The sequence below is a fragment of the Niabella beijingensis genome, from assembly GCF_020034665.1.
In the GTDB taxonomy this organism is placed as follows: Bacteria; Bacteroidota; Bacteroidia; order Chitinophagales; family Chitinophagaceae; genus Niabella; species Niabella beijingensis.
In genome coordinates this window covers 1951727-1974462 of the sequence record NZ_JAIQDI010000001.1, presented here as the reverse complement: position 1 = coordinate 1974462, position 22736 = coordinate 1951727, and the positions used below count along the sequence as shown (strand labels likewise).

14 protein-coding genes are annotated in these 22736 nt (G+C 47.4%); 11 read left to right on the top strand and 3 right to left on the bottom strand.

Annotation, left to right across the window (positions count from 1 at the left end; all coding sequences use genetic code 11):
- Window positions 1-107: 107 nt before the first annotated feature.
- Window positions 108-1868: a choice-of-anchor Q domain-containing protein gene (locus K7B07_RS08285; protein WP_223708863.1), complete on the bottom strand. Its 1761-nt coding sequence runs from the start codon at window positions 1866-1868 to the stop codon at window positions 108-110.
- 374 nt (window positions 1869-2242) lie between these two features.
- On the opposite strand from K7B07_RS08285, the gene K7B07_RS08280 reads away from it, so the two are divergent.
- The 3 genes from K7B07_RS08280 (at window position 2243) to K7B07_RS08270 (ending at window position 5155) form a co-directional block, all read left to right on the top strand.
- Entirely contained in the window at window positions 2243-2617 is a 375-nt protein-coding gene (locus K7B07_RS08280; protein ID WP_223708862.1) for a chorismate mutase, read from the top strand.
- 165 nt (window positions 2618-2782) lie between these two features.
- Window positions 2783-4411 carry a sensor histidine kinase gene (locus K7B07_RS08275; protein ID WP_223708861.1) on the top strand — a complete coding sequence of 543 codons (1629 nt, stop codon included), beginning with the start codon at window positions 2783-2785 and terminating at the stop codon, window positions 4409-4411.
- Window positions 4412-5155, top strand: a complete 744-nt coding sequence (locus K7B07_RS08270) for a LytR/AlgR family response regulator transcription factor (protein ID WP_223708860.1) — start codon at window positions 4412-4414, stop codon at window positions 5153-5155.
- 69 nt (window positions 5156-5224) lie between these two features.
- On the opposite strand, the gene K7B07_RS08265 is transcribed toward K7B07_RS08270, so the two are convergent.
- Window positions 5225-6727, bottom strand: coding sequence for a hypothetical protein (locus K7B07_RS08265; protein ID WP_223708859.1), 1503 nt, complete (start codon window positions 6725-6727; stop codon window positions 5225-5227).
- Window positions 6728-6945: 218 nt separating this feature from the next.
- Here K7B07_RS08265 and rbsK point away from each other — a divergent pair, with 218 nt between their 5' ends.
- The 7 genes from rbsK to K7B07_RS08230 all read left to right on the top strand — a co-directional run bounded on the left by rbsK (window position 6946) and on the right by K7B07_RS08230 (window position 18544).
- Complete coding sequence (gene rbsK, locus K7B07_RS08260; RefSeq protein WP_223708857.1) at window positions 6946-7869, top strand: ribokinase; 924 nt, start codon at window positions 6946-6948, stop codon at window positions 7867-7869.
- Window positions 7870-7889: 20 nt separating this feature from the next.
- Window positions 7890-8930 carry a nucleoside hydrolase gene (locus tag K7B07_RS08255; protein ID WP_223708855.1) on the top strand — a complete coding sequence of 347 codons (1041 nt, stop codon included), beginning with the start codon at window positions 7890-7892 and terminating at the stop codon, window positions 8928-8930.
- A gap of 27 nt (window positions 8931-8957) precedes the next feature.
- Window positions 8958-9962: a GRP family sugar transporter gene (locus tag K7B07_RS08250; protein ID WP_223708853.1), complete on the top strand. Its 1005-nt coding sequence runs from the start codon at window positions 8958-8960 to the stop codon at window positions 9960-9962.
- Between the two features lie 376 nt (window positions 9963-10338).
- A complete protein-coding gene (locus tag K7B07_RS08245; protein ID WP_223708851.1) occupies window positions 10339-13560 on the top strand; it encodes a SusC/RagA family TonB-linked outer membrane protein in 3222 nt (1073 codons plus the stop codon).
- Between the two features lie 11 nt (window positions 13561-13571).
- Window positions 13572-15551, top strand: a complete 1980-nt coding sequence (locus tag K7B07_RS08240) for a RagB/SusD family nutrient uptake outer membrane protein (RefSeq protein ID WP_223708849.1) — start codon at window positions 13572-13574, stop codon at window positions 15549-15551.
- 50 nt (window positions 15552-15601) lie between these two features.
- A complete protein-coding gene (locus tag K7B07_RS08235; protein WP_223708847.1) occupies window positions 15602-16801 on the top strand; it encodes a nucleoside hydrolase in 1200 nt (399 codons plus the stop codon).
- Between the two features lie 72 nt (window positions 16802-16873).
- Window positions 16874-18544, top strand: coding sequence for a DUF4978 domain-containing protein (locus tag K7B07_RS08230; RefSeq protein ID WP_223708845.1), 1671 nt, complete (start codon window positions 16874-16876; stop codon window positions 18542-18544).
- A 152-nt stretch (window positions 18545-18696) separates the two neighbouring features.
- Here K7B07_RS08230 and K7B07_RS08225 read toward each other — a convergent pair whose 3' ends face one another.
- Window positions 18697-19443, bottom strand: a complete 747-nt coding sequence (locus K7B07_RS08225; protein ID WP_262903499.1) for a DeoR/GlpR family DNA-binding transcription regulator — start codon at window positions 19441-19443, stop codon at window positions 18697-18699.
- A 218-nt stretch (window positions 19444-19661) separates the two neighbouring features.
- Here K7B07_RS08225 and K7B07_RS08220 point away from each other — a divergent pair, with 218 nt between their 5' ends.
- Window positions 19662-22721, top strand: a complete 3060-nt coding sequence (locus K7B07_RS08220) for a SusC/RagA family TonB-linked outer membrane protein (RefSeq protein ID WP_223708841.1) — start codon at window positions 19662-19664, stop codon at window positions 22719-22721.
- Window positions 22722-22736: the final 15 nt, after the last annotated feature.

Below are 22736 nucleotides of genomic sequence, written 5' to 3'. Positions count from 1 at the left end.
TCACCAAACTTTAAAAAATCTTCAATAACCAGGTCCGTTAATTTCCCGGTCCGCTGCTAACCCGGAATGTCCTGATTGTTCGAGGATATTCCGGTTTTTATTTGACTTTATTGCTGCACCGCCTGCATCACTTTTGAGACCTGCTTTGTACCGTCTTTATCTACCTGTACAATACGTACAAACAGCGTCCCATTTCCGGCCGCTTCCACAGCGGCGTTCTTATGGCATGAAAGAGCGAATGCACCACATACAACTACGGTTATTATAAACATATACCTGCGGCGGCCTGCCAGAACCCCCAGCAGCAAAATCCCGGCGCCCAGGCTCAGTGTGGTTAAGGGTATGGTGCTGCTGTACTCCAAAGCGGTATTGCTGTTGCCCTCTTTGGCGCTGCTCTGTATCGTTTGCACCGTTTTCCAGTTTGCGCCGTCAGGAGAAACCTGTATTAAGAAACGGTCGTTATTGATTTCTGTTTCGGTGTTCCAGTTTACCAAAAGCTGTCCGTTTTTTATAACAGCGCTGATAGCACCAAACATTACAGGAAGGGCCGCCTGAAGCTCATATGCACCCATGTCGATGGCGGCTCCGGCCAAACGCGGATTACCAGCAAAGTCAAGATCATTATTTAAATTACCACCTGCATCAGCGTATAACTGGTTATTACCGGCATTGACGGCGGGGGCGCCCGCTTTCAGGCTATAATCGCCATTGGCAAAGTCGTTAAAGATATCCGTCTCCGAAAAACCAGTGGCGTCTATATTGCCGTTAGTAGTATTACTGCTGCCTTTGAAAAGGTTATTATAGGTTGTTGTGTAGTCAGATAAATTGGTGGGTTCCCAGATAATACTGTTATTCAGATAAAGCTGGACGAGAGTATAAAGACCGTAGGGGGCGCTATTGTTTGCAAGGGTAATATTGCTAAATGTGCTGTTCCCGGTGATGTCGTAAATCCCGCTGCCGAGGTCAGCCGTATTGCTGCTGAACACAACATTGGTTACCCGCAGAGAAACCTCACGGAAATTTTGTATACCGCCGCCTCTGCCGCTGGTGTTTTTCAAAAAAATACTGTGGGTGATGATTGCGGAAGAAACTTCATTAAACATACCGCCTCCTCCATAATCTGCTGTGTTTTCCGAAAAGATACTATGGGTAATAATGGGGGAGGCGTTCAGATAATTGTACATACCTCCACCACCGCCCACTGCCGAATTGCGGGTAAAACTACTATGGGTAATAGCAGGAGAGGCATTGTTTACATTATACATACCGCTGCCAAAATGCCTTCGAACCGGACCACTGCCCACAGTCAGTGCAACGCCGTCGTCCTGATTCGCATTTCCACCGGTTACGGTAAAACCATCCAGCCGGGCGGCCCCCATCTCACCCCCGGAAATAAGCACATGGTAGGCGTTATCAGCATTATTGTTCTGAACGCCCAGGTCGCCGCTGAGCACGGTGCCTTCGTAGCCGGAATCCGGGAGAAGACGGTTGTCCGTCAGACCGGTGATTCCATTGTCAGGGTCAAAACCACCATAGAGCTGTACATTGCCGACCATGAGAAAAGCATTATCTCTGCCGGCATTATTTCCAAAATTGTTGTCTGCCGGACTGTACATCGGTTTGTAGGTACCGGTCGCCACCCAGATCTGCAACGGGTTTGCGGCCGTCCAGTTGCTTTTGTTGTTGTTGGCCCATTTGAGGGCATCGGCCAGCTCAGGGACAGCGTTTGCCCAACTGTTGCCTGTGTGATTACCTCCCGGCACAGTTTTATTCACATAAAGGATATTTTCGGTTGAGGGTGTAAATTGCGCGTGGAGCGCCCCCGCGCCGTATAGACAAAAGAGGAGCAGAAGGTAGTTCTTTTTCATTTTTTGCTTGGGTATTAGTTATGTATGTTTGTAATGGATACTCCATCTCCGGGCGTACAGGCTGCACGGTTTTTATCATTATATTTTAGACAGTGTTGCGACTCGTTTATTTAAACTGCCGGACAAACAGGACTTACATCACGGGAGAAGTAATGAGAATTACTTGTTAATGGACCGCCGCGAATATAAAGAATATTTCACTGTATTTACGGCATATGATTATTCTTCTTTTAAAAATAAATGAATCGTTTCATCGTTATAGTGTAGGTTGATTGCGGTTATGGTCCGTAGTTGAATGGGCCGGTTAAATTTATAACATATCCCACCGGATGTAAGGACGGGACCGCCGGTAGGATAGATCAATTATTTGTTTTATGATAAAAAAAATAATATGCGGTGTAAGCTTTTTTTTCTGTCTTTACAACGGAAAGGCAGGCGCTCAGGACCTGTTGAAAAAAGATACCATCAGCTATTACCGCAGCCAGATCGATTCACTGGACCGGCAGCTGATTGACCTGCTGGGGCAGCGAATGGAGGCCGCACGTGCCATCGGTATGTATAAGATGGATCATAAGATCGGGGTGGTTCAGTCTGCACGCTTTGACGAAGTGCTGAATGCGGCGATCCAACGGGGCAGGACCTGGCAGCTTTCTGAAGCATTTGTACGGGCGTTCTACAACGACATTCATAAGGAAAGCATACATCAGCAGGAGTTGCTGCAGGCAAAAAAGGCAAAAGCTTTAAAATAAGGGTGCAGCGCATTCTTTGGTCAAAAAACGGGAACCAGCATACTGAAACAAAACCTATGCAAAGCTCCACACCGGATCCTCGGAAAAGCAGCAGAATTCACAAGATTTCGTACCTTATACCCATTCCGTCTTTTTAATGGGACCGGACGGATGTAGCTTCACGGTATGAAAAAATTAATCCTTATTTATTTTCTCCTGATTGTAACAAAGGGTCATTCGCAGATCGATTGGAAAAATTATTCCACATCGTTTAATACCGCTGAAAATGCTACATTGGGCGTTGCAATCCCCTACAATGGGATCTATGACAATCTTACGGGAAAAATTGTCGGCATCGCCCATTGGAACCCGCAGGATAACATTTATATCGATGCTGCCCTTAATGATTCCATCCCTTTATATTTTGTTTATGACACTTCGGGTATTTATTTTTTGGCTCCCCAGGTTAATAAGAAGAATACCGGGGAGTATGAGTACTGTGTTTTGCGAAACAATGCGACGGTAGTCAGCCCCTGGACGCATATAAATCGTTTTACTCAAACCGAAATCGGAAGTATAAATCCCGAAATCGGAATGATGGGGCCTTATAGTGCCGGTTTGGGAGAATACCTGGTTGCCCATATCAGGAACAATAACGGGGAAATTATTGCCTCCTGGGTTGTTTATTGGCAGCGGCGATTACCGGAGATCAATCTTTTGTATACTTCTAATAATCCACAGGAGTTTTCCGGCGTTGTAAACAGGAAGGCTGTTTTTGCTGAGGGCCCTGGGGAGATCGGATGGCATCGGCAATACAATAATGTAGGGGGCACACAGAAAAAAGGTTTAAAATTACCGTATAATGAAAATTCTATTGTACTGGATATTGATGCGGAAATTTATAAGAAAGAAGCCCTTGAATACAGCCTTGTAGCTGATGGACAGGTGATAAGGGATTGGGCACCGAATGAGTACGATAATAAATACCTGCTTTTAAAAAATCTCGATCCGGGAGCTTACACGATCCGTATAAGATTTAAACGACAACGGAATAGTATAAGGGAATTCCATTTTTCGATAGGATCTATCTGGTATAAGACGACAGCCTTCAGGGCTGTCATTTTTACGTTCCTGGTTTTGGCCGGAGCATTCTTTATATTCCTTTCAAAATACCGCCGTCAGAAAAAAGCCCTGGCACGGATAAATGAAAAAGCCGAACAGGCTTCGGGAGAGCTGAAGAACATTCATGCGCTTCTGAATCCACATTTTACCTTTAATGCACTTAGCTCCATCCAGGGCCTGGTCAATAAGGGAGATCTGGATGCGGCCAATAAATATTTGTCGTCCTTCGGATTGCTCCTGCGCGAAACCCTCAATGAAAGTCAAACGGACCTTATTGCACTTAATAAAGAGCTGGAGAACCTGGAAATTTATATGGGCCTGGAACAATTACGATATCCCTTTCTTTATAACCTGGATACCGATGAAAATATTGACTTATTCACTTCAACCATTCCTCCTTTTTTATTGCAGCCCTTTGTAGAGAATGCCATTAAACATGGTTTTTCTAAAATGAACGGACAGGGTAAATTGCACCTGCGCATTGTTAAAAATGGAGGTATCATGATGATCGAAATAATAGATAATGGGCCCGGATTCGGGACTGGCGGCTTTAAAGAAGGATACGGGCTTGGTCTGTCCAGGAAACGGATCCGCTTACTCAATCGTGATTATGGAGAAGCGCTGATCAGCTTGCAAATAGAAAGCAGTATTGAAGGAACTTCGATTCTATTAGTATTTAAAAATTGGCTATAAATGATACCCGCAGTTATCGTGGATGATGAGATGAGCAACATCGAGAATTTAACCATCTTGCTCAATAAGTATTGCCCGAAGATTTATGTAGCTGGTACTGCCACGAATGCAGCGCAGGGCCTGCTCCTTATAAGAACAATAAATCCCGCCCTGTTATTTTTAGACATACAAATGCCGGAAAAGGGAGGATTTGACCTGCTTAAAAGTATCGCAACGCCGGATTTTGAAGTGATCTTTGTGACCGCATATGATCAGTATGCCATTCAGGCGATAAAATTTGCGGCAATTGATTATCTGCTGAAGCCGGTAGCTATAAACGAACTGATAAACGCGGTAGACAGGGCGGTGGTGTATGCGGAAAGAAAAATGCAAAATGAACGGCTGACAAACCTGATCCGCTCCATGAATAGTAAAAATCAAATGCGGCTGGCTATTCCCGGAAATAAGGAAACGCTTTTTATCAGTCCTGAGGAGATCCTTTTCTGTAAGGCCGATAATAATTATACGATTTTCTATATGAAGAACAACAGCAAACATACTTCATCAAAACCCATTTTTGAATATGAGACATTACTAAGCGCTGAAGGATTTACAAGGTGTCATCAGTCCTATCTGGTGAATATTCATTTTATTAAAAGCTGGATAAAAATTGATGGCGACCGGCTGCTCCTTGAAGGCGGGCACGAAATACCGGTGGCCAGGAACCGGAAGGAGAAGGTAAAACGGGCCATCGGTATTCAATAAACAGCTATAGCTGAAAAGAGTAAAAGTAACATGAATGTTTGCAGCAGGTATCATTACCGGATACCAGTGCTACTGCGCAATTTGTTTCCCGGATATAAATCGGGCCCGGGCCCATCCGACAAAATCAAAATATTTTAAGAACACCGCTTCGGACCGGTCTTTTGCGATCTTCTTTTCCTGAGCGGCGAGTTTTGTTTTCCAGAGTTGCTGATTTTTCCAATCCCTGTTCAGCGAGGGGTTGATCCGGATCGTCTTAAAAATAAATTGCTCAGTAAGCGAGAGTGCTTTATTACTTTTGAAGATACGTTTATAGGACTGCATTTCATAATCCAGGTATTCAAAATCCTTAAGCTCATAATGGATCAGCAGATTCAGCAACATACAGATGCGGTAGGGAATACTTAGGTACTGTTCCCGTTTGACGAGTACTACCTGGTTGACGTATTTTATTGCTTTTTTAAAATTCCTTTTTCCGAAGTAGGCGAGCGCTATATAAAAATAGAGCTCTTTTTGTTTCTCCGGATCTGCGAAGCGGTAAGCCTCCCAGATCTCTTTGTTCTGTTGTGCGATATGAACCGTTGCTTCTTTATAGTGCGCCTGATCATTGAGATAGGCCAGTTCATAGATAAGCGCTGTTTTTTTTATCAGGAAGCAGAAATGCTCCGGGTATTGCTTCCGGCACAGGCACTTTAGCTTATCCACGTAGAAGGGGATTTCATTCGTTTTCTTAATGGATCTGAGGCTGTCGAGGATGCCGCTCAGCGCGGCGTAGTAATCTATTGGCGGATGTTTCCACCGGTCGGGATTTTTTTCAAAAAGGCGGTTCAGATCATAAAAAGTTTTCAGTGCGGATTTGTAATCGTTGATATGGATAAAATAAAAAGACTGGAACAGCAGGTGCAGTTGCTGGGTTTCCAGGGTCGGCCGTACCCGGGCATTCACCATGCTCAATTCGCTTAACACCAGGTCGTCCGTCTTCCTGGCATCCGTGCGTGTCTGTTTCGCTTCCCGGGTTACCCGGTATTTTAATGATTCGTATAACGAATAATGTTCCTGCATATTCCGGAGGTCCCGCAACAGGTCGCGTGCCGTTCCCTGGTGTTCTATAAGCACTTTTTCCGTGAGGCCGGCAAAGTCGTGGTCCGAATAGAAATCCAGTTCTTCTCTTTTCAGCAGATACTGTAATGCGAGGTATTCCTGGGGCGGAACCATCTTTTTTAACTGGAGCAGTAATTTATAAGCCTCCTGTGTAAGATTGCGCTCCTTAAGGAGATAGACCTGCTGCAGTCCATGCAGGAGTTTATGAACTGTTTCGCTTTTGGCTTTCGCCGTTACCAGCGAATCGGTGATCTGCTGGAAAAGGTATTGTGCGGTCGTGTCGAGGGAGGCGGCAGGTAATCTGTTCTCAAATGCGGTTTTAAGTGTTTCATGATCCCTGAAATCATATTTGTCGATCAGGTCAAACAGCTGCACATATTGTTTTTCCCCGTCCTGTTTTTTTGTGGAAAGTTTAAAGGCCCGCTTTTCCGATTTTGAAAGCGAACTGATCAGTTGAATTACGGCGGCAATCATTTTTATAATTGAGATTATAAAATTTTATGTTTTCTAATGATTCAATAAATTGATTATTATTATATTATAATAAAATTAATTTATTTTATGCTTTTGAAAATAAGAAATCTGTAAAATTATAACAATATATGGCAGATGTGAAGGGCTAATTTTATCAGACGATTTGCAAAAGTCATTTCTGCCGGTTTTTTTAAAATAAGTATAGTAAAGAATTTCTGATGAATCATCCTGAGATAATTGTTGTGGGAAGCACCAATATGGATATGGTGGTGAAAGCGGATCATATTCCGGTACCGGGGGAAACGGTGATCGCGGGCAGTTTTTTTATGAACCCCGGCGGCAAGGGTGCCAACCAGGCGGTTGCTATAGCCCGGCTGGGCGGCTCCGTGGCGTTTGTATCAAAGCTGGGGAATGATGTGTTTGGTAAACAGTCCTCCCAGCTTTTTGATGAAGAGGGAATTGATACCCGCTTTTTATTGTCGGATCCTGAGTTTCCTTCAGGTGTGGCATTGATAACGGTTGATAAGGAGGGCGAGAACAGCATCGTGGTGGCTGCCGGAGCGAATGCCAATCTTTTTGCGGATGATCTCAAAGATGCGCTGAACGCGCTGAAAAAGGCGCAGCTTATTTTGATGCAGCTGGAAATACCCATGGAAACGGTACGGAAAACCGCGGAGTTTGCGAGAGCGAACGGGATAAAAGTAATCTTAAACCCGGCACCTTTCAGCGAAAGTCTTTCAAAGGATGTATTGAAGCATATTGATGTGATAACGCCCAACCAGACAGAAGCGGAGATGCTTTCCGGAGTAAAAATTACAACTATGGAAGATGCGGAAAAAGCCGCCCGGATCATTCATGATATGGGGATCCCGGATGTGATCATTACCATGGGGCCGGAGGGTGCCGTTCTGTTTTCCGGAGGTGTTGTAACAAGGATTCCTGCAACCCGGGTAACGGCGGTTGATACCACCGCTGCCGGTGATGTATTTAACGGAGCGCTTGCCGTGGCACTTTCAGAAGCCAGGACACTGGAGGCGGCAGTAGCGTTTGCCTGCGATGCAGCGGCGATTTCAGTAACAAGGATGGGCGCCCAGTCGTCGATCCCCTACCGGAACGAGATGATCGTGCGGATGATAAAATAGAACAGTTTAAACGATGCGATATGAGAAAAGCAATTCTTGTAAAAGTAGTATTATGGTGTAGTATCGGGTGCTGCCTGATGCCGGCGTCCCTGCATGCGCAAAAAAATGTCCCGCAGATCATCTTTGAAACAGATATGGGCAACGATGTGGATGATGCGCTGGCCCTGGATATGTTGTATAAATACCAGGATAAGCGGAAAGCCAGCCTGCTGGCCATTATTTCGAACAAACAAAGTGCCTACTCCACAGAATACATCGATTTAATGAACCACTGGTATGGTTACCCCGGCATTCCGGTCGGTAAAATAACAGGGGGCGCGGATTCTGAAAATGATGCAAAAAAATATGCGGAGTATGTAAGCCGTTTAAAAGATGAAAAAGGCGGGCCGTTGTTTCAGCGGCCTCCTTTTGATTACCAGGCAATACCGGATGCAGTGACACTGTACAGAAAGATCCTTTCCCGCCAGAAGGACCATGCCGTGACGATCGTTTCCGTTGGCTTCTCCACCAACCTGGCACGCCTGCTGGAATCCGCTCCGGATCATTATTCCAGGATGACGGGCAGGCAGCTTGTTGCAAAGAAAGTAAAGCTGCTTTCGGTAATGGCCGGCGGTTTTACAGAAAAACCAATAGCGGAATATAATGTGGTAAAAGATGTTTCTTCGGCGCAGCAGGTTGCCAAAGACTGGCCGACGCAGATCGTGTATGCGCCCTTTGAGGCCGGGAAGATGGTATTGTACCCGGCCCGGAGCATTGAGAATGATTTTAAATGGACCGCCCGTCACCCGGTAGTGGAAGCCTATAAGTATTATCTGCCCATGCCGTATGACCGTCCCTGCTGGGACCTGCTTTCCGTGCTGTACGCCGTGGAAGACAGCCCTGAATTTTTTACAAAAGGCCCCTGGGGGAATGTGACGGTTGATGACAAAGGCGTTACGCATTTTACCAGGGATGCATCGGGAACCCGTGCCTGTCTGACCCTTACCGAAACACAGGCGGCGAATACGCTGCACCACCTGGTGGAGCTTATTACACAGCAACCGCGGAACCGGAAACAGTAATTCATTCACTTCTAAAATTCAAAACAGGTGTTTATCGTAAATAATTATCAGCTGGCGATCTTTTTTTGTGTGATCACCATGTTGTGCTGGGGCTCCTGGGGCAACACACAAAAACTGGCAGGGCGGTCATGGAGGTATGAATTATTTTATTGGGATTATGTGACCGGTATCCTGCTGTTCGCTGTTGTTTCGGCCTTTACACTGGGGAGCATGGGCGCGGAGGGAAGAAGCTTCCTGGAGGACCTGAAGCAGGCGGAACCGTCCAATATGGGCAGCGCATTCCTGGGGGGTATTGTATTTAATGCTGCCAATATCCTGCTGGCTGCTGCTATTTCTATTGCGGGGTTATCCGTGGCCTTCCCGGTTGGTATCGGCCTGGCACTGATACTGGGAGTGGTGGTGAATTTCTGGGGATCGCAGAAAGGCGATCCGGTATTCCTGTTTTCCGGGGTCGCACTGATCATGATCGCAATCGTTCTGAATGCACTTGCATACAGCAAACAAAGCCGGCAGGCAAAGAAGGTATCATCAAAAGGGCTGATCCTCTCCCTGCTGGCCGGCTTCCTCATGTCGTTCTTCTACCGCTTTGTGGCAGCGTCGATGGACCTGGATGATTTTGTTAACCCTGCAGCCGGGAAAATGACGCCTTACACGGCGATGTTCATTTTTGCCTGCGGCATTTTTGCGAGCAATTTCATTTTTAATACGCTCGTGATGAAACGGCCTTTTGCCGGTGCTCCTGTGTCGTATAAAGATTATTTCAAGGGCGGGTTCCGGATCCATCTGGTAGGTGTGCTGGGTGGTTTGATCTGGGGACTCGGCAACGCCTTTAATTTAATAGCGGCCGGGAAGGCCGGTGCTGCGGTTTCATACGGACTGGGACAGGGCGCCACACTGGTTTCGGCGTTTTGGGGAGTATTTATCTGGAAAGAATTTAAAAACAGTTCAGGGATCGTCAACCGCTACCTGCTGCTGATGTTCCTGTTGTTTATTGCGGGGATACTTCTTATCATCCGTGCCGGAGCGGGATAAGGGTCAAAGGACGGTTAAAAATAGTTATATGAAGAAAGTGCCCGGTTTAAAATCAGGCATGCCAATACAGCAGGAATGCTGATCGCAATTACGGCCTGCCACTCAGCTATAAGTAGTGGCTCCTGAAAAGAGCTGACTGTGTAAGATAACAGGGCAGCGGTCCGCAGCGGAGTGATGCTCCTGCGTAACCGGTTTCGGCGGATAAAAAATTATTGCTGATTGTGTTTGCCGGCAAATCATACCTGCCATTGTTATATGTTTAAACGGTATAAACGAAGATCGTATTGCTGTTTCAGCCAAAAATAAAGGGGCTGCGGTCCCGGATTAAAAAAGATAAGTATTTAATTATTCGGTCTGCCAAAATAATTACGCAATTATGGAAAAGAAAAAAAACATGCGGCATTTATGCCGTGCTGTGAGACGTTTGCTATTATTATCGTTGCTATCAGTAAAATTAAGCCTGCTGCTGAATGCACAGCAAACAACCGTCACCGGTTTTGTTAAGGACAGCAGCGGTCAGCCGCTTTCCGGGGTAACATTATCCGTTAAAGGAACGGACCGGCATACTGTTTCCGGAAAAGACGGAAGCTTCAGCATTGAGGCTGCCAAAGGAGATAGCATCAGGTATTCATCGGTCGGTTATGAGTCCGGGGTATTTGTCGTAAATGACAGCAGTCCCCGGGAGATCATTTTAAATACCGTGAACACGGTTTTAGGTGATATCGTGGTTGTGGGATTTGGCAGGCAGAAAAAGACAAATCTTACAGGAGCGGTGGGGGTTATTGATTCCAGGGCCTTTGAAGCGATACCGGTACAAAATGCAGTACAGGCACTTCAGGGCCGGGTACCGGGATTAAACATCACACAGACTTCCGGAGGTGCCCTGAATGCCCGGGCGGGTATTGATGTGCGGGGACTGGCCACTATCGGGCAGGGCTCTTCCGGCGGGGCATTGGTGCTCATTGACGGGATCGAAGGCGATCTGTTTTCCATAAACCCCCAGGATATCGCATCTGTTTCGGTATTGAAAGATGCGGCGGCTTCCTCCATATATGGTTCCCGTGCGCCGTTTGGCGTGCTGCTGGTAACAACCAAAAAAGGCCAGGCGGGTAAAACAAAATTCAATTATAACAACAGCTTCCGGTATAACAGCGCTATCAATATGCCGAAAGAAATGGATTCCTATACCTGGGCAATTTATTTTAATGAAGCGTCGAACAATGCAGGCTGGGGAGATGTGATCGGACCCGAACAACTGGGCCGGATAAAAGATTATATAGATGGCAACATTAATACCGTTACCATCCCCAATCCCGGTAATCCCAACACCTGGAGCAACGGGTATGAACTGGCGAATGATAATATTGATTACTATAAGGTCTTTTATAAAGAGGTTACCCCGGCGCAGGAGCACAACCTGAGCATCAGTGGCGGCAGCGACCACGTTTCTTTTTATGTTTCCGGAAATTATCTTGATCAGGGAGGACTGATGAAGTTTGGCAGTGACGGACTGAAACGGTATAATCTGTTTGGCAAGCTGGACGCCCGGCTGTCTAAAATAGCCAGTATCAATTACAACAGCCGGTACATACGATCCGATTATCACCAGCCCCGGCACATGAGCAATGATTTCTTCCAGGAGATCGGAAGACAGTCATGGCCCATCGGTCCGCTGTATGATCCGAACGGTTTTTTATTCAACGATCATGCACTGACATTGAGAGATGGTGGTGAAATAAAGAACCAGGCGTCCTCCATTATACAGCAGGCGACCTTAACACTGGAGCCGGTAAAAGGATGGCATATCGTAGGAAGCGTCAATTACAGGAATGAAACGAATTTTAATCACGAGGACGGTAAGCCGATCGTTCAGATGCAGGTGGACGGCATCCATCCGGGCAATGAGTGGTATTATAACTGGGTAAGTGAATCGGCCAGTAAAAACGATTACCTCAATTATAATATCTATAGTGACTACGAAAAAACGATCCGCCAAAAACATTATTTCAAGATACTGGGCGGCTTTCAGGCAGAAGACAATAACTACCGGGACCTTTGGGCATCAAAGGATGGTATTATGGTGCTTACCGTACCTACAATAAATACCACCTCAGGAATGGGAAAGAATGGTGATCTGATCCCTCCTCGTGTATCGGGTGGTTATTCCAGCTGGTCGACGGCAGGATTCTTTGGACGGGTGAATTACAGCTTTAAAGAGAAATACCTTTTTGAAGCGAACCTGCGTTACGACGGAAGCTCCCGGTTCCGCGAGAATAACCGGTGGGGCTTTTTCCCTTCGTTTTCCGCAGGATGGAATATAGCGCGGGAAGCATTTTTTGAGCCGCTATCCGGAATATTCAGCGAGCTTAAACTCAGGGGGTCCTATGGAAGCCTGGGCAACCAGAATACAAGTTCACTGTATCCCACGTATACCACCATGGGATACAGTACGTCTTCGGGCGGGTGGCTCATCAACGGCGCCCGGCCGAATATTTCCTGGGCACCGGGGCTGATCAGCACATCATTGACATGGGAAAAGATACAATCCTGGAACCTGGCACTGGACTGGAGCTTGCTGAAGAACCGGCTGACAGGCTCTTTTGATTACTTTGTACGGAACACCCTGAATATGGTGGGTCCTTCGGATGAATTACCGGTGATATTGGGTACCGGTGTACCGGTTACCAATAATACGGATCTGTCTACAAGAGGTTTTGAGCTGGAACTGGGCTGGAAAGACCGGATATTTAAGGAGCTGGGTTATAATGTACGTTTTGTATTATCCGATGCGCAGGGTAAGATCACAAGATATTCCAATCCCTCCGGTACACTGTCGCAGTATTATGAAGGGATGAAGTGGGGGGAGATCTGGGGCTATCAGACCGTTGGGATCGCCCGGACAAATGAGGCGATGCAGGAGCACCTCAGCGGGCTTCCGAATGGGGGACAGGAGAACCTGGGCAGCAATTGGGTGGCGGGGGATATCATGTATGCCGATATCAATGGCGATGGCAAGATCAATTCAGGAGCTTATACGATCGGCGACCACGGCGATCTGAGAGTAATAGGAAATGCGACCCCGCGTTACAGCTATGGTTTCAGTCTTGGGCTGGACTGGAAAGGCATCGACTTCAGTATCTTCCTGCAGGGGGTGGCCAAAAGGGATTATTTCCAGGGAAGTTTTTATTTCTGGGGTGCAGACGCCGGCGGTCGCTGGAATTCCATGGGCCTGGTACAGCATGCGGATTATTTCAGAGACAATCCCGGTCATCCCCTGGGCCTGAACCCGGACGGCTATTATCCCCGGCCGCTCTGGGGCACCAATAAAAACCAGCAGGTACAGACCCGTTATCTTCAGAATGCTGCTTATTTACGCATCAAAAACCTGCAGCTGGGATACAGTCTTCCTTCAAAAATCATATCGAAGGCCCGATTGGAAAAAGTACGGCTGTTCTTTTCCGGAGAGAACCTGGCAACATTTACAAAAATGTCGAAGCTGTTTGATCCCGAAACCATTTCAGGAGGATCCGGAACCGGAAGGGGCAATGTATACCCGCTTCAAAAAGTCTATTCATTTGGTATCAATGTAACTTTTTAAACTACTCAGTCATGTCAAAGCACATCATACATACAGTAAGTATTCTGCTGGCAGGTTGTTTCCTTACCTCCTGCAACAAGTTCCTGGATAAAGAACCCTTATCCAGTCTTACCCCGGAGCAGTACCTGACCACCGAATCCAATATTGCATCTTATTCAACAGATCTGTACAATACACTGCCGGTGCATGGCCAGTGGGACTGGGGCACTTTTCAGTACGATAACAATACGGATAATATGGCCTATGTAACCCCCAGCGATATCTTTGCCCCCGGCTTCTGGCGGGTCGGACAAACAGGAGGCTCCTACGCTTTTGATATCATTTACCGGTGCAATTATTTTTTTGATAAAGTACTGCCATTGCAGCAGGAAGGAAAGATCACCGGCATTGAGGCCAACATTAAACAGTATATAGGAGAGGTCTATTTTTTCCGGGCGTTCAACTACTTCAGCAAATTAATGGCCCTGGGCGACTTCCCTATCGTAAAAGAGCTGTATGCGAATGATCTTCCAACATTGGTAGCCGTCAGTAAACGGGCTCCCTGTAATGAAGTGGCCCGGTTTATACTGGACGACCTCAACCAGGCGCTGGCACTGATGCCGGACGCGCCGCCGGTGGGTGGCAGGAACAGGCTGAATAAGGACGCTGTAAGACTGTTTAAATCGCGGGTAGCCCTTTTCGAAGGCACATGGCTTAAGTATTTTAAGGGCACTGCATTTGTTCCGAACGGCCCCGGATGGCCGGGCAAAACAAAGAATCCGGATTATGCCTTTCCCTCGGGAAGCATAGATGGTGAGATCGATTTTTTTCTGTCGGAAGCGATGAAAGAAGCAAAAACCGTTGCCGACAAATATGCGCTGGTGACCAATACCGGAACCTATCAGAGCAATGCTTCGGATCCTTCAAATGCTTATTTTGATATGTTTGGTGCCACCAATATGAATCCCTTCCCGGAGATCATTTTATGGAAGCAGTACGACTTTAGTTTGGGAGTGACCAATACCATCCAGGAATTTATGACCAAGGGAAACAACGGCTATGGAACCACGAGGAGCATGATCAATGCTTTTGTGATGACTGATGGAAAACCGATCTATAAGGCCCCTTACAAAACCAGCGATGCAAACGCTTACTGGGGAGATGAGGATCTTCTGCTGGTTACAAAGAACAGGGATTCGAGGGCCCGGATCTTCTTTAAAAAGCCGGGGGATAACAACCTGCATTCTGACCCCGGACAGCAGGGAGTTAAAACAGAGCCCTATCCCGATATTACCTCTGCCACACCATCCCTGAAATACACCACCGGGTATGCGATCCGGAAAGGGCTGAATTTTGACGGCTATCAGACCAACCAGAATTACAGTACGTCCGGCAGTATTATATTCCGGGCAGCTGAAGCCTATTTGAATTATATAGAAGCGTGTTACGAACGGACGGGACAAATAGACGGGATCGCAGACGCCTACTGGAAAGCCATCCGTAAAAGAGCGCTGATCAATGAAGATTATCAGTATACCATCTCATTGACCAGCATGGAGAAGGAAGCGGAGACGGACTGGGGCGCCTATTCGGCGGGAAAGCTGGTGGATGCAACACTGTACAATATCCGGAGGGAGCGGCGTTGTGAACTGATGGCAGAAGGCTTCCGGCCGATGGATATCCGAAGGTGGCGGTCCCTGGATCAGATGATCAGCACGCCGTATCATATACAGGGGATCAATTTGTGGGACAAGACCGCGGCACTGGATGCTTATAAAGGACTGCTGAAAGAAGGCGGGAATGTTTCGCCGAAATCATTTAGTAAATACCTCTCACCCTATCATATCTTTTCAAATAACCGTGTGTATAATGGCTATCGCTGGAACATGGCGCATTATTTAGAGCCCATAGCAATACAGCACTTCCTGATAACCGGGAACGGGGACGCTGCCCGGTCCCCGTTATATCAGAACCCCGGCTGGCCGTTGACGGCGAATGAGAGACCAAAATGATAGTTGCCTCCGGCCTGTCATCGCCGGGTTTATTTTAAATAATATGTATCATGAAAAGAAAATGGGCTGCTTTTTATTTCCTTTGGTTGCTGACCGGTCCCTTTCCGGGAATGGCAGCGCGCGCTGGGTGTGATCATCCTGCGGGAAAGAAGATCCCTGTGGTTGTGGTAACAGATCTGTATTACCCGGCACAGGATCCGGGGGATAATTTTGATCTGATCATGGGGTATGCGTTGCCCGAGATCGATCTGAAAGCTGTGCTACTGGATGCAACCGAGGATTTCAGAAAGGACTCTTCCTTTGTCTTTAATTTGTTTCACCAGCGGGGAGGACCCCGGGAACCGGGTATTATTCCTGTAACGCAGCTGAATTACATCTTTAACCGGGCAGTGCCTTATGGTGTGGGACCAATGCTTCCCATGAGAACGCCCGGTGATAAAATGACCGATCTCCCGGCTTTTCAGCAGCAGGGCGTGCAGCTGCTTATTAAAATACTGCAGGAAAGCAGCACACCGGTGGATATCCTTTCTTTCGGTTCTGCCAGGATCCCCGCCGTTGCCTATAACAGGGCCCCGGAGCTTTTTAAGAAAAAAGTGCGCATGATCCATCTTTCGGGGGGCAACTCTTCCTATAAGAGATCCGTTCGTGAAGAAGGCCGCTGGAATAAAATTCCCGGAGGCGAATGGAACGTGGCCCTGGATACCCTGGCGTTCAGACGGCTGCTGACCTCCGACCTGCCACTATCCGTTTATCCCTGTGCCGGGAAAAAAGGTGTTTTTGAGACGGATCATTACAACACCTACTGGAAATTGAAAAGTCTTGAATTCATTCATCAGATGGCAGCTCCCCTGAAAAATTACCTGGGAATGGTTTTTAATCCGAAGGCACGGTTCGATTTTCTGCGTGTCCTTGATGGTAAAGAGGAGTTCTCATTTCCACAGGAAACACATCATGTATGGGAGACCGCCGTATGGCTGAATGTATCCGGACGGGTGCTGGTCAGAGACCCCGCGGGTGATTATCACATCCTGCCGGGGACATTGGTGAAACCGGCAGATACCGTGATCAGCTATGCAATGCGCCCCTGCCGGTTGACGGTCTTTGATAATGGGGCATTTGATTTCAGGATCGTGGACCATCCCGCTAACAAATGGATCTATTACAGATCCGACCCTGAAGAAAATGAAAAGGCGTTCCAGCGGGCGCTTCCTTTATTGTATCTGTCATTTTTAAACAATACGACACCCTGATAACAATAGAACGATCATCCTGTTTCTGACAGAGACAGCGGATGGAATACTTAACAAATAAAACCTGTTACAATGAAAAAATTTATATCAGTTACGGCAGCTTTCATTTTAGTGTATCAGTCTGGCCTGCTCTTTTCGGGATGCTCCAATAATATCGCTCAGATTGTCCCTCCGGAATCAGCAGCAAACAATCATTCATTGACCACGCTGCCGCAGCTGGAAGTGAGTAAACTTATGACAGCAAATGGCAAGACCTACCTTTCTGTTGACGGAGTTCCCTTTCCGCTGTTTGGGGCACAGATACGGCTGGATGCCTTGCTGAATTGTGACCAGCTGACATTAAATGATGTTGAAAATTATTTTATAAAAGCCAGGGACCTCGGTGTTAATTGTGTACAGGTGCCTGTGGCATGGAATATGATCGAAAAGACAGCAGACAGTCTCGATTTTACGATCGTAGATCGCATTTTGTACTATGCCAACAAATACAATCTGAAGCTGGAACTCCTGTGGTTCAGTACGAATATGGTTGGAGATTCCTTTTCTTACCTGGTACCCCAATATGTACTGAATGATTCCACGAAGCGATTCTGGCGTAATGATGAAGGATGGTTCTGGGATTATTATGGCTATCAGTATACGATGATACTTGATGATACCTGGGTGCTTGAAAAAGAAGTGAATGCCGTAACGCGCTTGTTTGATCATATCCGGACATGGGATGCAGCGAACGGAGAAAAACATCCTGTAATAACCGCACAGATCCATAATGAGCCGGATGCCCTGGTACGTTGGCGGTTAACCCAAAAACAGCTTAAGTATCGTGACGGAACAGCGTTAACAAAGGAGCGGGCATGGAATATGACCCTGAATGCACTGAACGAGATTGGCAAAGCAGTAAAGAACAGCAGCTATAAAGTTGCCACCCGGACCAACCTGATAGGGGGAGACCTTATCAATCCCTATCCTGAAGCAACAAATGCCAAACCCAAAGATGTGTTTGATCTTGATGGCATCGACTTTATCGGGGTGGATTCTTATAAAGAAAATCTGAAAGCGCTAAAAAATGAAGTCATGGCCTATGCATCCATCCCGGGGAACTATGCGTTGGTTGCAGAAAACAAAGGAAGTTACGGAAACGCACCCAGCCTGATCCTTGCAGCAGCGGCGGCAGGCGGAGCTTATAATATCTATGATCTGGCCACAAGCAAATATTTCATCGACCATACCACCATTCCTGCGGAGATCGATCACGGCGTGTATACATGGGATCTGCAGGAAAAATGGTACAACAACCAGTGGTTCACCGATAAGAACCGGCGTATCATAAAAGGACTGGTGGCCGCGTCTGTTGATGTGGCCCGCGTAAGACCGGAAGATTTTGCAGCTTTCAATGTAAGCAATAATTATTCCCTTCAGCAAAAAAACCAGCAAATCCAGACAACCGGTGTCGGGATCAATTGCCAGACAAGCACTAATTCCATAGGGTTTGTTCTGGATATGAAAACGTACCTGCTGGTATATGCGGTTTATGATACCTGGTTCCAGTTCAGCAACGGTAGTTTTGGAACTGTTATTTCGGGAAGATTTAATGCAAACGGAGTGTTTGTGCAGGAAGGCACAGCAACGTTGTCTGGCACAAATGCCCTCGATGCAGCGGGCGGTGTATTGTACAGGATCGAATATACCTCCAGCGGCGCTTTGCAAAGCAATACCGTGCAGTTTATCGGAAACGAGATATAATTGGAAATACCAGGCGGGATCTGATCTGCTCTTTTGATCTGGAACGGTTCAGAATACCCGATTGTTTGCGCAGATGTGTGCGGTAATATCAACCGGATAATGGTTGGATGCAGTGCGTACAGCAGGCAGTTGAACCTTGTTCTCCTGCTGCCTTACTGGATCCGGATGCCGGCATCCCGGTAAACTGCCAATTGCTGATCCCCCGGCTCCAGCTCGGTGATCAGGTAGTGGATCTCATCCAGCTCCGATACCTTGAAGCGTTTGGAAACATTCAGTTTTTCGGAGATGGTCAGCAGGGCGGTCTTCCTCGAGTTCTCGATCATGGCTTTGTTGACCTGCACCGCTTCCCAATCGATATCGGTCAGGCCTTCGGCCGAAAGGGCATTGACCCCCATCAGGCAGAGGTCGGCCTTGATGGCATTCAGCTGATTGATGACGGTGGCACCCACATGGACATTCCCGTTTTTATTTAACCTTCCCCCGATGGTGATCACTTCCAGGTTGGCATGGCGCGAAAGCAGGATGGCGACCTGCGGACTTACCGTAAATATGGTCAGCTTGAGATTTTCGGGTATCACATAAGTCAGTTCCTGCAAGGTGGTACCGCCTTCGCACAACACCACCATATCGTTTTTGAGCAGGGAAAGCGCTTTTTGTGCAATGATCTGTTTGGCCTCTTTGGCGTATACCTCGTTATCAACAGAGAAAGACGACACCAGCGACTTATTGATGGCGCCGCCATGCACTTTGATGATCTTGCCGGTATCCGCCAGGTCTTTCATATCCCTTCTTACCGTATCCTCCGATACGCCCAGCATCACGCTCAGATCGGTCGATAACACCTTATTATGAAGGTTGATCTCCTTCATGATCAGCTTTTGTCTTTCCTCTTTTAACATAACAACCACAAAAATGCAGAATTTTGCTGATTTGAGTAAGCAAAAAGTGCAGTTTCTCAGAAATTCCTGTTCTCAAATGCCTGTAAATCATAGAATGGATGCCTGTAATAATTTTTTTTGCGTTTTTTATTTGCTTATATGCGCAAAATGATTATTTTTGGTTGACGCTTGCTGTTGATGTAATGACTGTTTTTACTTAATTAAGCCATGATTTGCATATGTTATTAAGATCTGTCGCTGTGCCGCCGTTTATTATTTTGCTGATATTTGCGTTAATCGCAGTACCAAAAACCGCAGTATCGCAGGTTGATCCCGCTGCGGGAATGATCAGCGGCAAGGTGCTGGATGATCAGGGTAATAAGATCGAAGGGGCTACGGTTACCGTAGAAGGCGCATCCCGGTCGGTGGTATCCGATAAGGAAGGCGTATTCCAGATCGAAGCCGGCACCAGTGATGTATTGATCATTAGCAGTATTGGTTATAAAGAAACAGCAGTTCCGGTGAAGGATCAGAAGATCCTGCAGGTGACCCTGACGCGCATTGTAGATAACCTGAACGAAGTGGTGGTGGTCGGGTTCGGACAGCAGAAAAAGGTGGCCGTAACGGGGGCCGTATCCACGTTGGCGGTGAAAGAGATCCAGAAATTTTCCACCCCCTCCCTGTCCAATGCCATTGCAGGAAAGATGCCCGGTATCATTACCCGGCAGGCATCCGGCGAACCGGGGTATGATGCCGCTCAGGTATTCATCCGGGGGCTGGCCACCTTTGGAAACAATGCCCCGCTGATACTGGTGGATGGGGTGGAGCGGAATATGAACCAGATCAACGCGCAGGAAGTGGAAAGCTTCACTATTTTGAAAGATGCCACGGCAACCGCGGTATACGGCCTTCGCGGCGCCAATGGTGTCATTATCATCACCACTAAAAGAGGACAGACCGGAAGACCGCAGGTATCTTTCAGGGCAGAAGCGGCAACCCTGCATGCCCTGCGCTTTCCTGAATTTATCAGCGGATATGAGTATGCCGGCCTCTGGAATGAAGCGGCCGCCAACAACGGGCTTGTTGCACGTTGGAAACCCGAAGAACTGCAAAAATTCAAAGACGGCTCTGATCCCTATCTCTATCCGAATTCAAACTGGCTGGATGCGGTGTTAAAGACCAATACCTGGCAAACGATCAATAACCTCAGTATCACCGGCGGATCGGATATCATAAAATATTATGTGAATGTAGGGTATACCCTGCAGGACGGGCTGTACCACACAGATCCGGAGAACGAATACAATACCAATACCCGGATCAACCGGTACAATTTCCGCAGCAATGTAGACATCAACGTTTTTAAGAACTTCATCATACAACTGGGACTGGCGGGCATCATTCAGAAAGGGAACTATCCCGGGTTTGGAGCCCCGGATATCTTTAATGCCATCCGCATCATTTCGCCGATCGCTTATCCCATACAAAACCCGGATGGGTCACCGGGCGGCTCCGCTACCTATATCGGTTTTAACCCTTGGGCAAGGGCCACCCAGAGTGGCTATACCATGCAGGACCTGAATACACAGCAATCCACCTTTAATGCCACCTGGGACCTGTCGGAACTGGTAACACCGGGATTAAAAGTGCGCGGGCTTTTTTCCTACGACAGGAACAGTACTACCAGCAATGTGCGGTATAAGGGATTTGAAGTAAAGCAATACCTGGGTAAGGATGACGACGGCAATGATATTTATTCCAATCCGTTCCGTGAAGAACAGGCTATGACTTACAGTTTGTCGCAGAATGCTAACCGCTCGATCTATCTGGAAGGACAGGTGAATTACAACAGGCGGTTCAATCTGCATGATGTGGGTGCCATGGTGATCTACAACCAGACCGACTATGTAAATCTTACAGCAGGCAGCTCGCTCTTTAATCTTCCTTACCGGAAGCAGGGGGTAGCGGCGCGCGTGAATTATGCGTACGATAACCGTTATTTACTGGAGGGAGATCTCGGTTATAACGGAACGGAAAATTTTCCAAAAGGAAAACGCTTTGGCCTGTTTCCGGCTGTTTCGGGAGGATGGATCATCTCCAATGAAAAATTCTGGAAGGTGAAATTCATCAACCAGCTAAAAATCAGGGCCTCTTATGGTATTGTAGGCAACGACCAGATCGGCGGAGCGCGTTTCCTGTTCCTGACCACAACAAAACTGGATGGACAATCCTATTATTTCGGCCGCGACCAGCAACTATACAGAGGCATGGAAGAAAACCAGATCGGTAATCCGGATGTGACCTGGGAGCGCGCCCGCAAAACCAATATCGGCCTTGACCTGGGGCTGTTTGACAATAAGCTCACCCTGCAGGTGGATGCGTTTCATGAATACCGCACCGGCATCTTGCTACAGCGGGCCACCGTACCGGACATCACCGGTTTCTATCCCTGGTCGATACCCAATGCCAACCTGGGGATCGTTAAGAACAAGGGGATCGACGGCTTGCTTGAGTTTAAGAACAGCTCCGCTTCCGGGTGGTTTTACAACGCGCGTGTCAACCTTACCTATGCCCGGAATAAAGTGATCGAAAATGCCACCGCCATTCCCCCGTATCCTTATTTGGAAACAAGAGGCCTGCGGCTCGGCCAATCCCTGGGATTTGTATCCAACGGGTATTTCAAAGATGCGGCGGACATCGCTATGAGTCCCCTTCAGACATTTGGCCCGGTGCGTCCGGGCGATATCAAATACAAGGACATCAACGGAGACGGGGTCATTGATGCCTACGACCGCATCCCCATCGGCAATCCGCGACTGCCGGAAATGACATTTGGCTTTGGAGGTACCATCGGGTACAAAAATTTTGACCTGAGCGCCTATTTCACCGGGGCTGCCAATACCAGTCTGTATATAGGCGGCATCTCGATGTTTCCTTTTTATGATGGTGTGGGTGTGGGCAACATCACAAGGGAATATTATGACAACCGCTGGACACCGGAAACGCCGGATGCCTTATACCCCGCCGTGGATGTGGGAAACAATCCGAACAATTTTGTCCTGTCCGATAAATGGATCCGCAATGGCAATTACCTGCGTTTCCGGAATGCCGAGATCGGGTACAACCAGCCGGTAAAAAGCGAAAGCAGCATGTTTAAAGCGATCCGGTATTTTATCAATGGCACCAACCTGTTTACCTGGGATCATATCAAATTTATGGATCCGGAAGCGACCGACGGCACGTTCAGTTATCCCCTGCAGCGTTCGGTGAATTTCGGTATACAGGTTGATTTTAAATAACGGCTCAATTTCTGA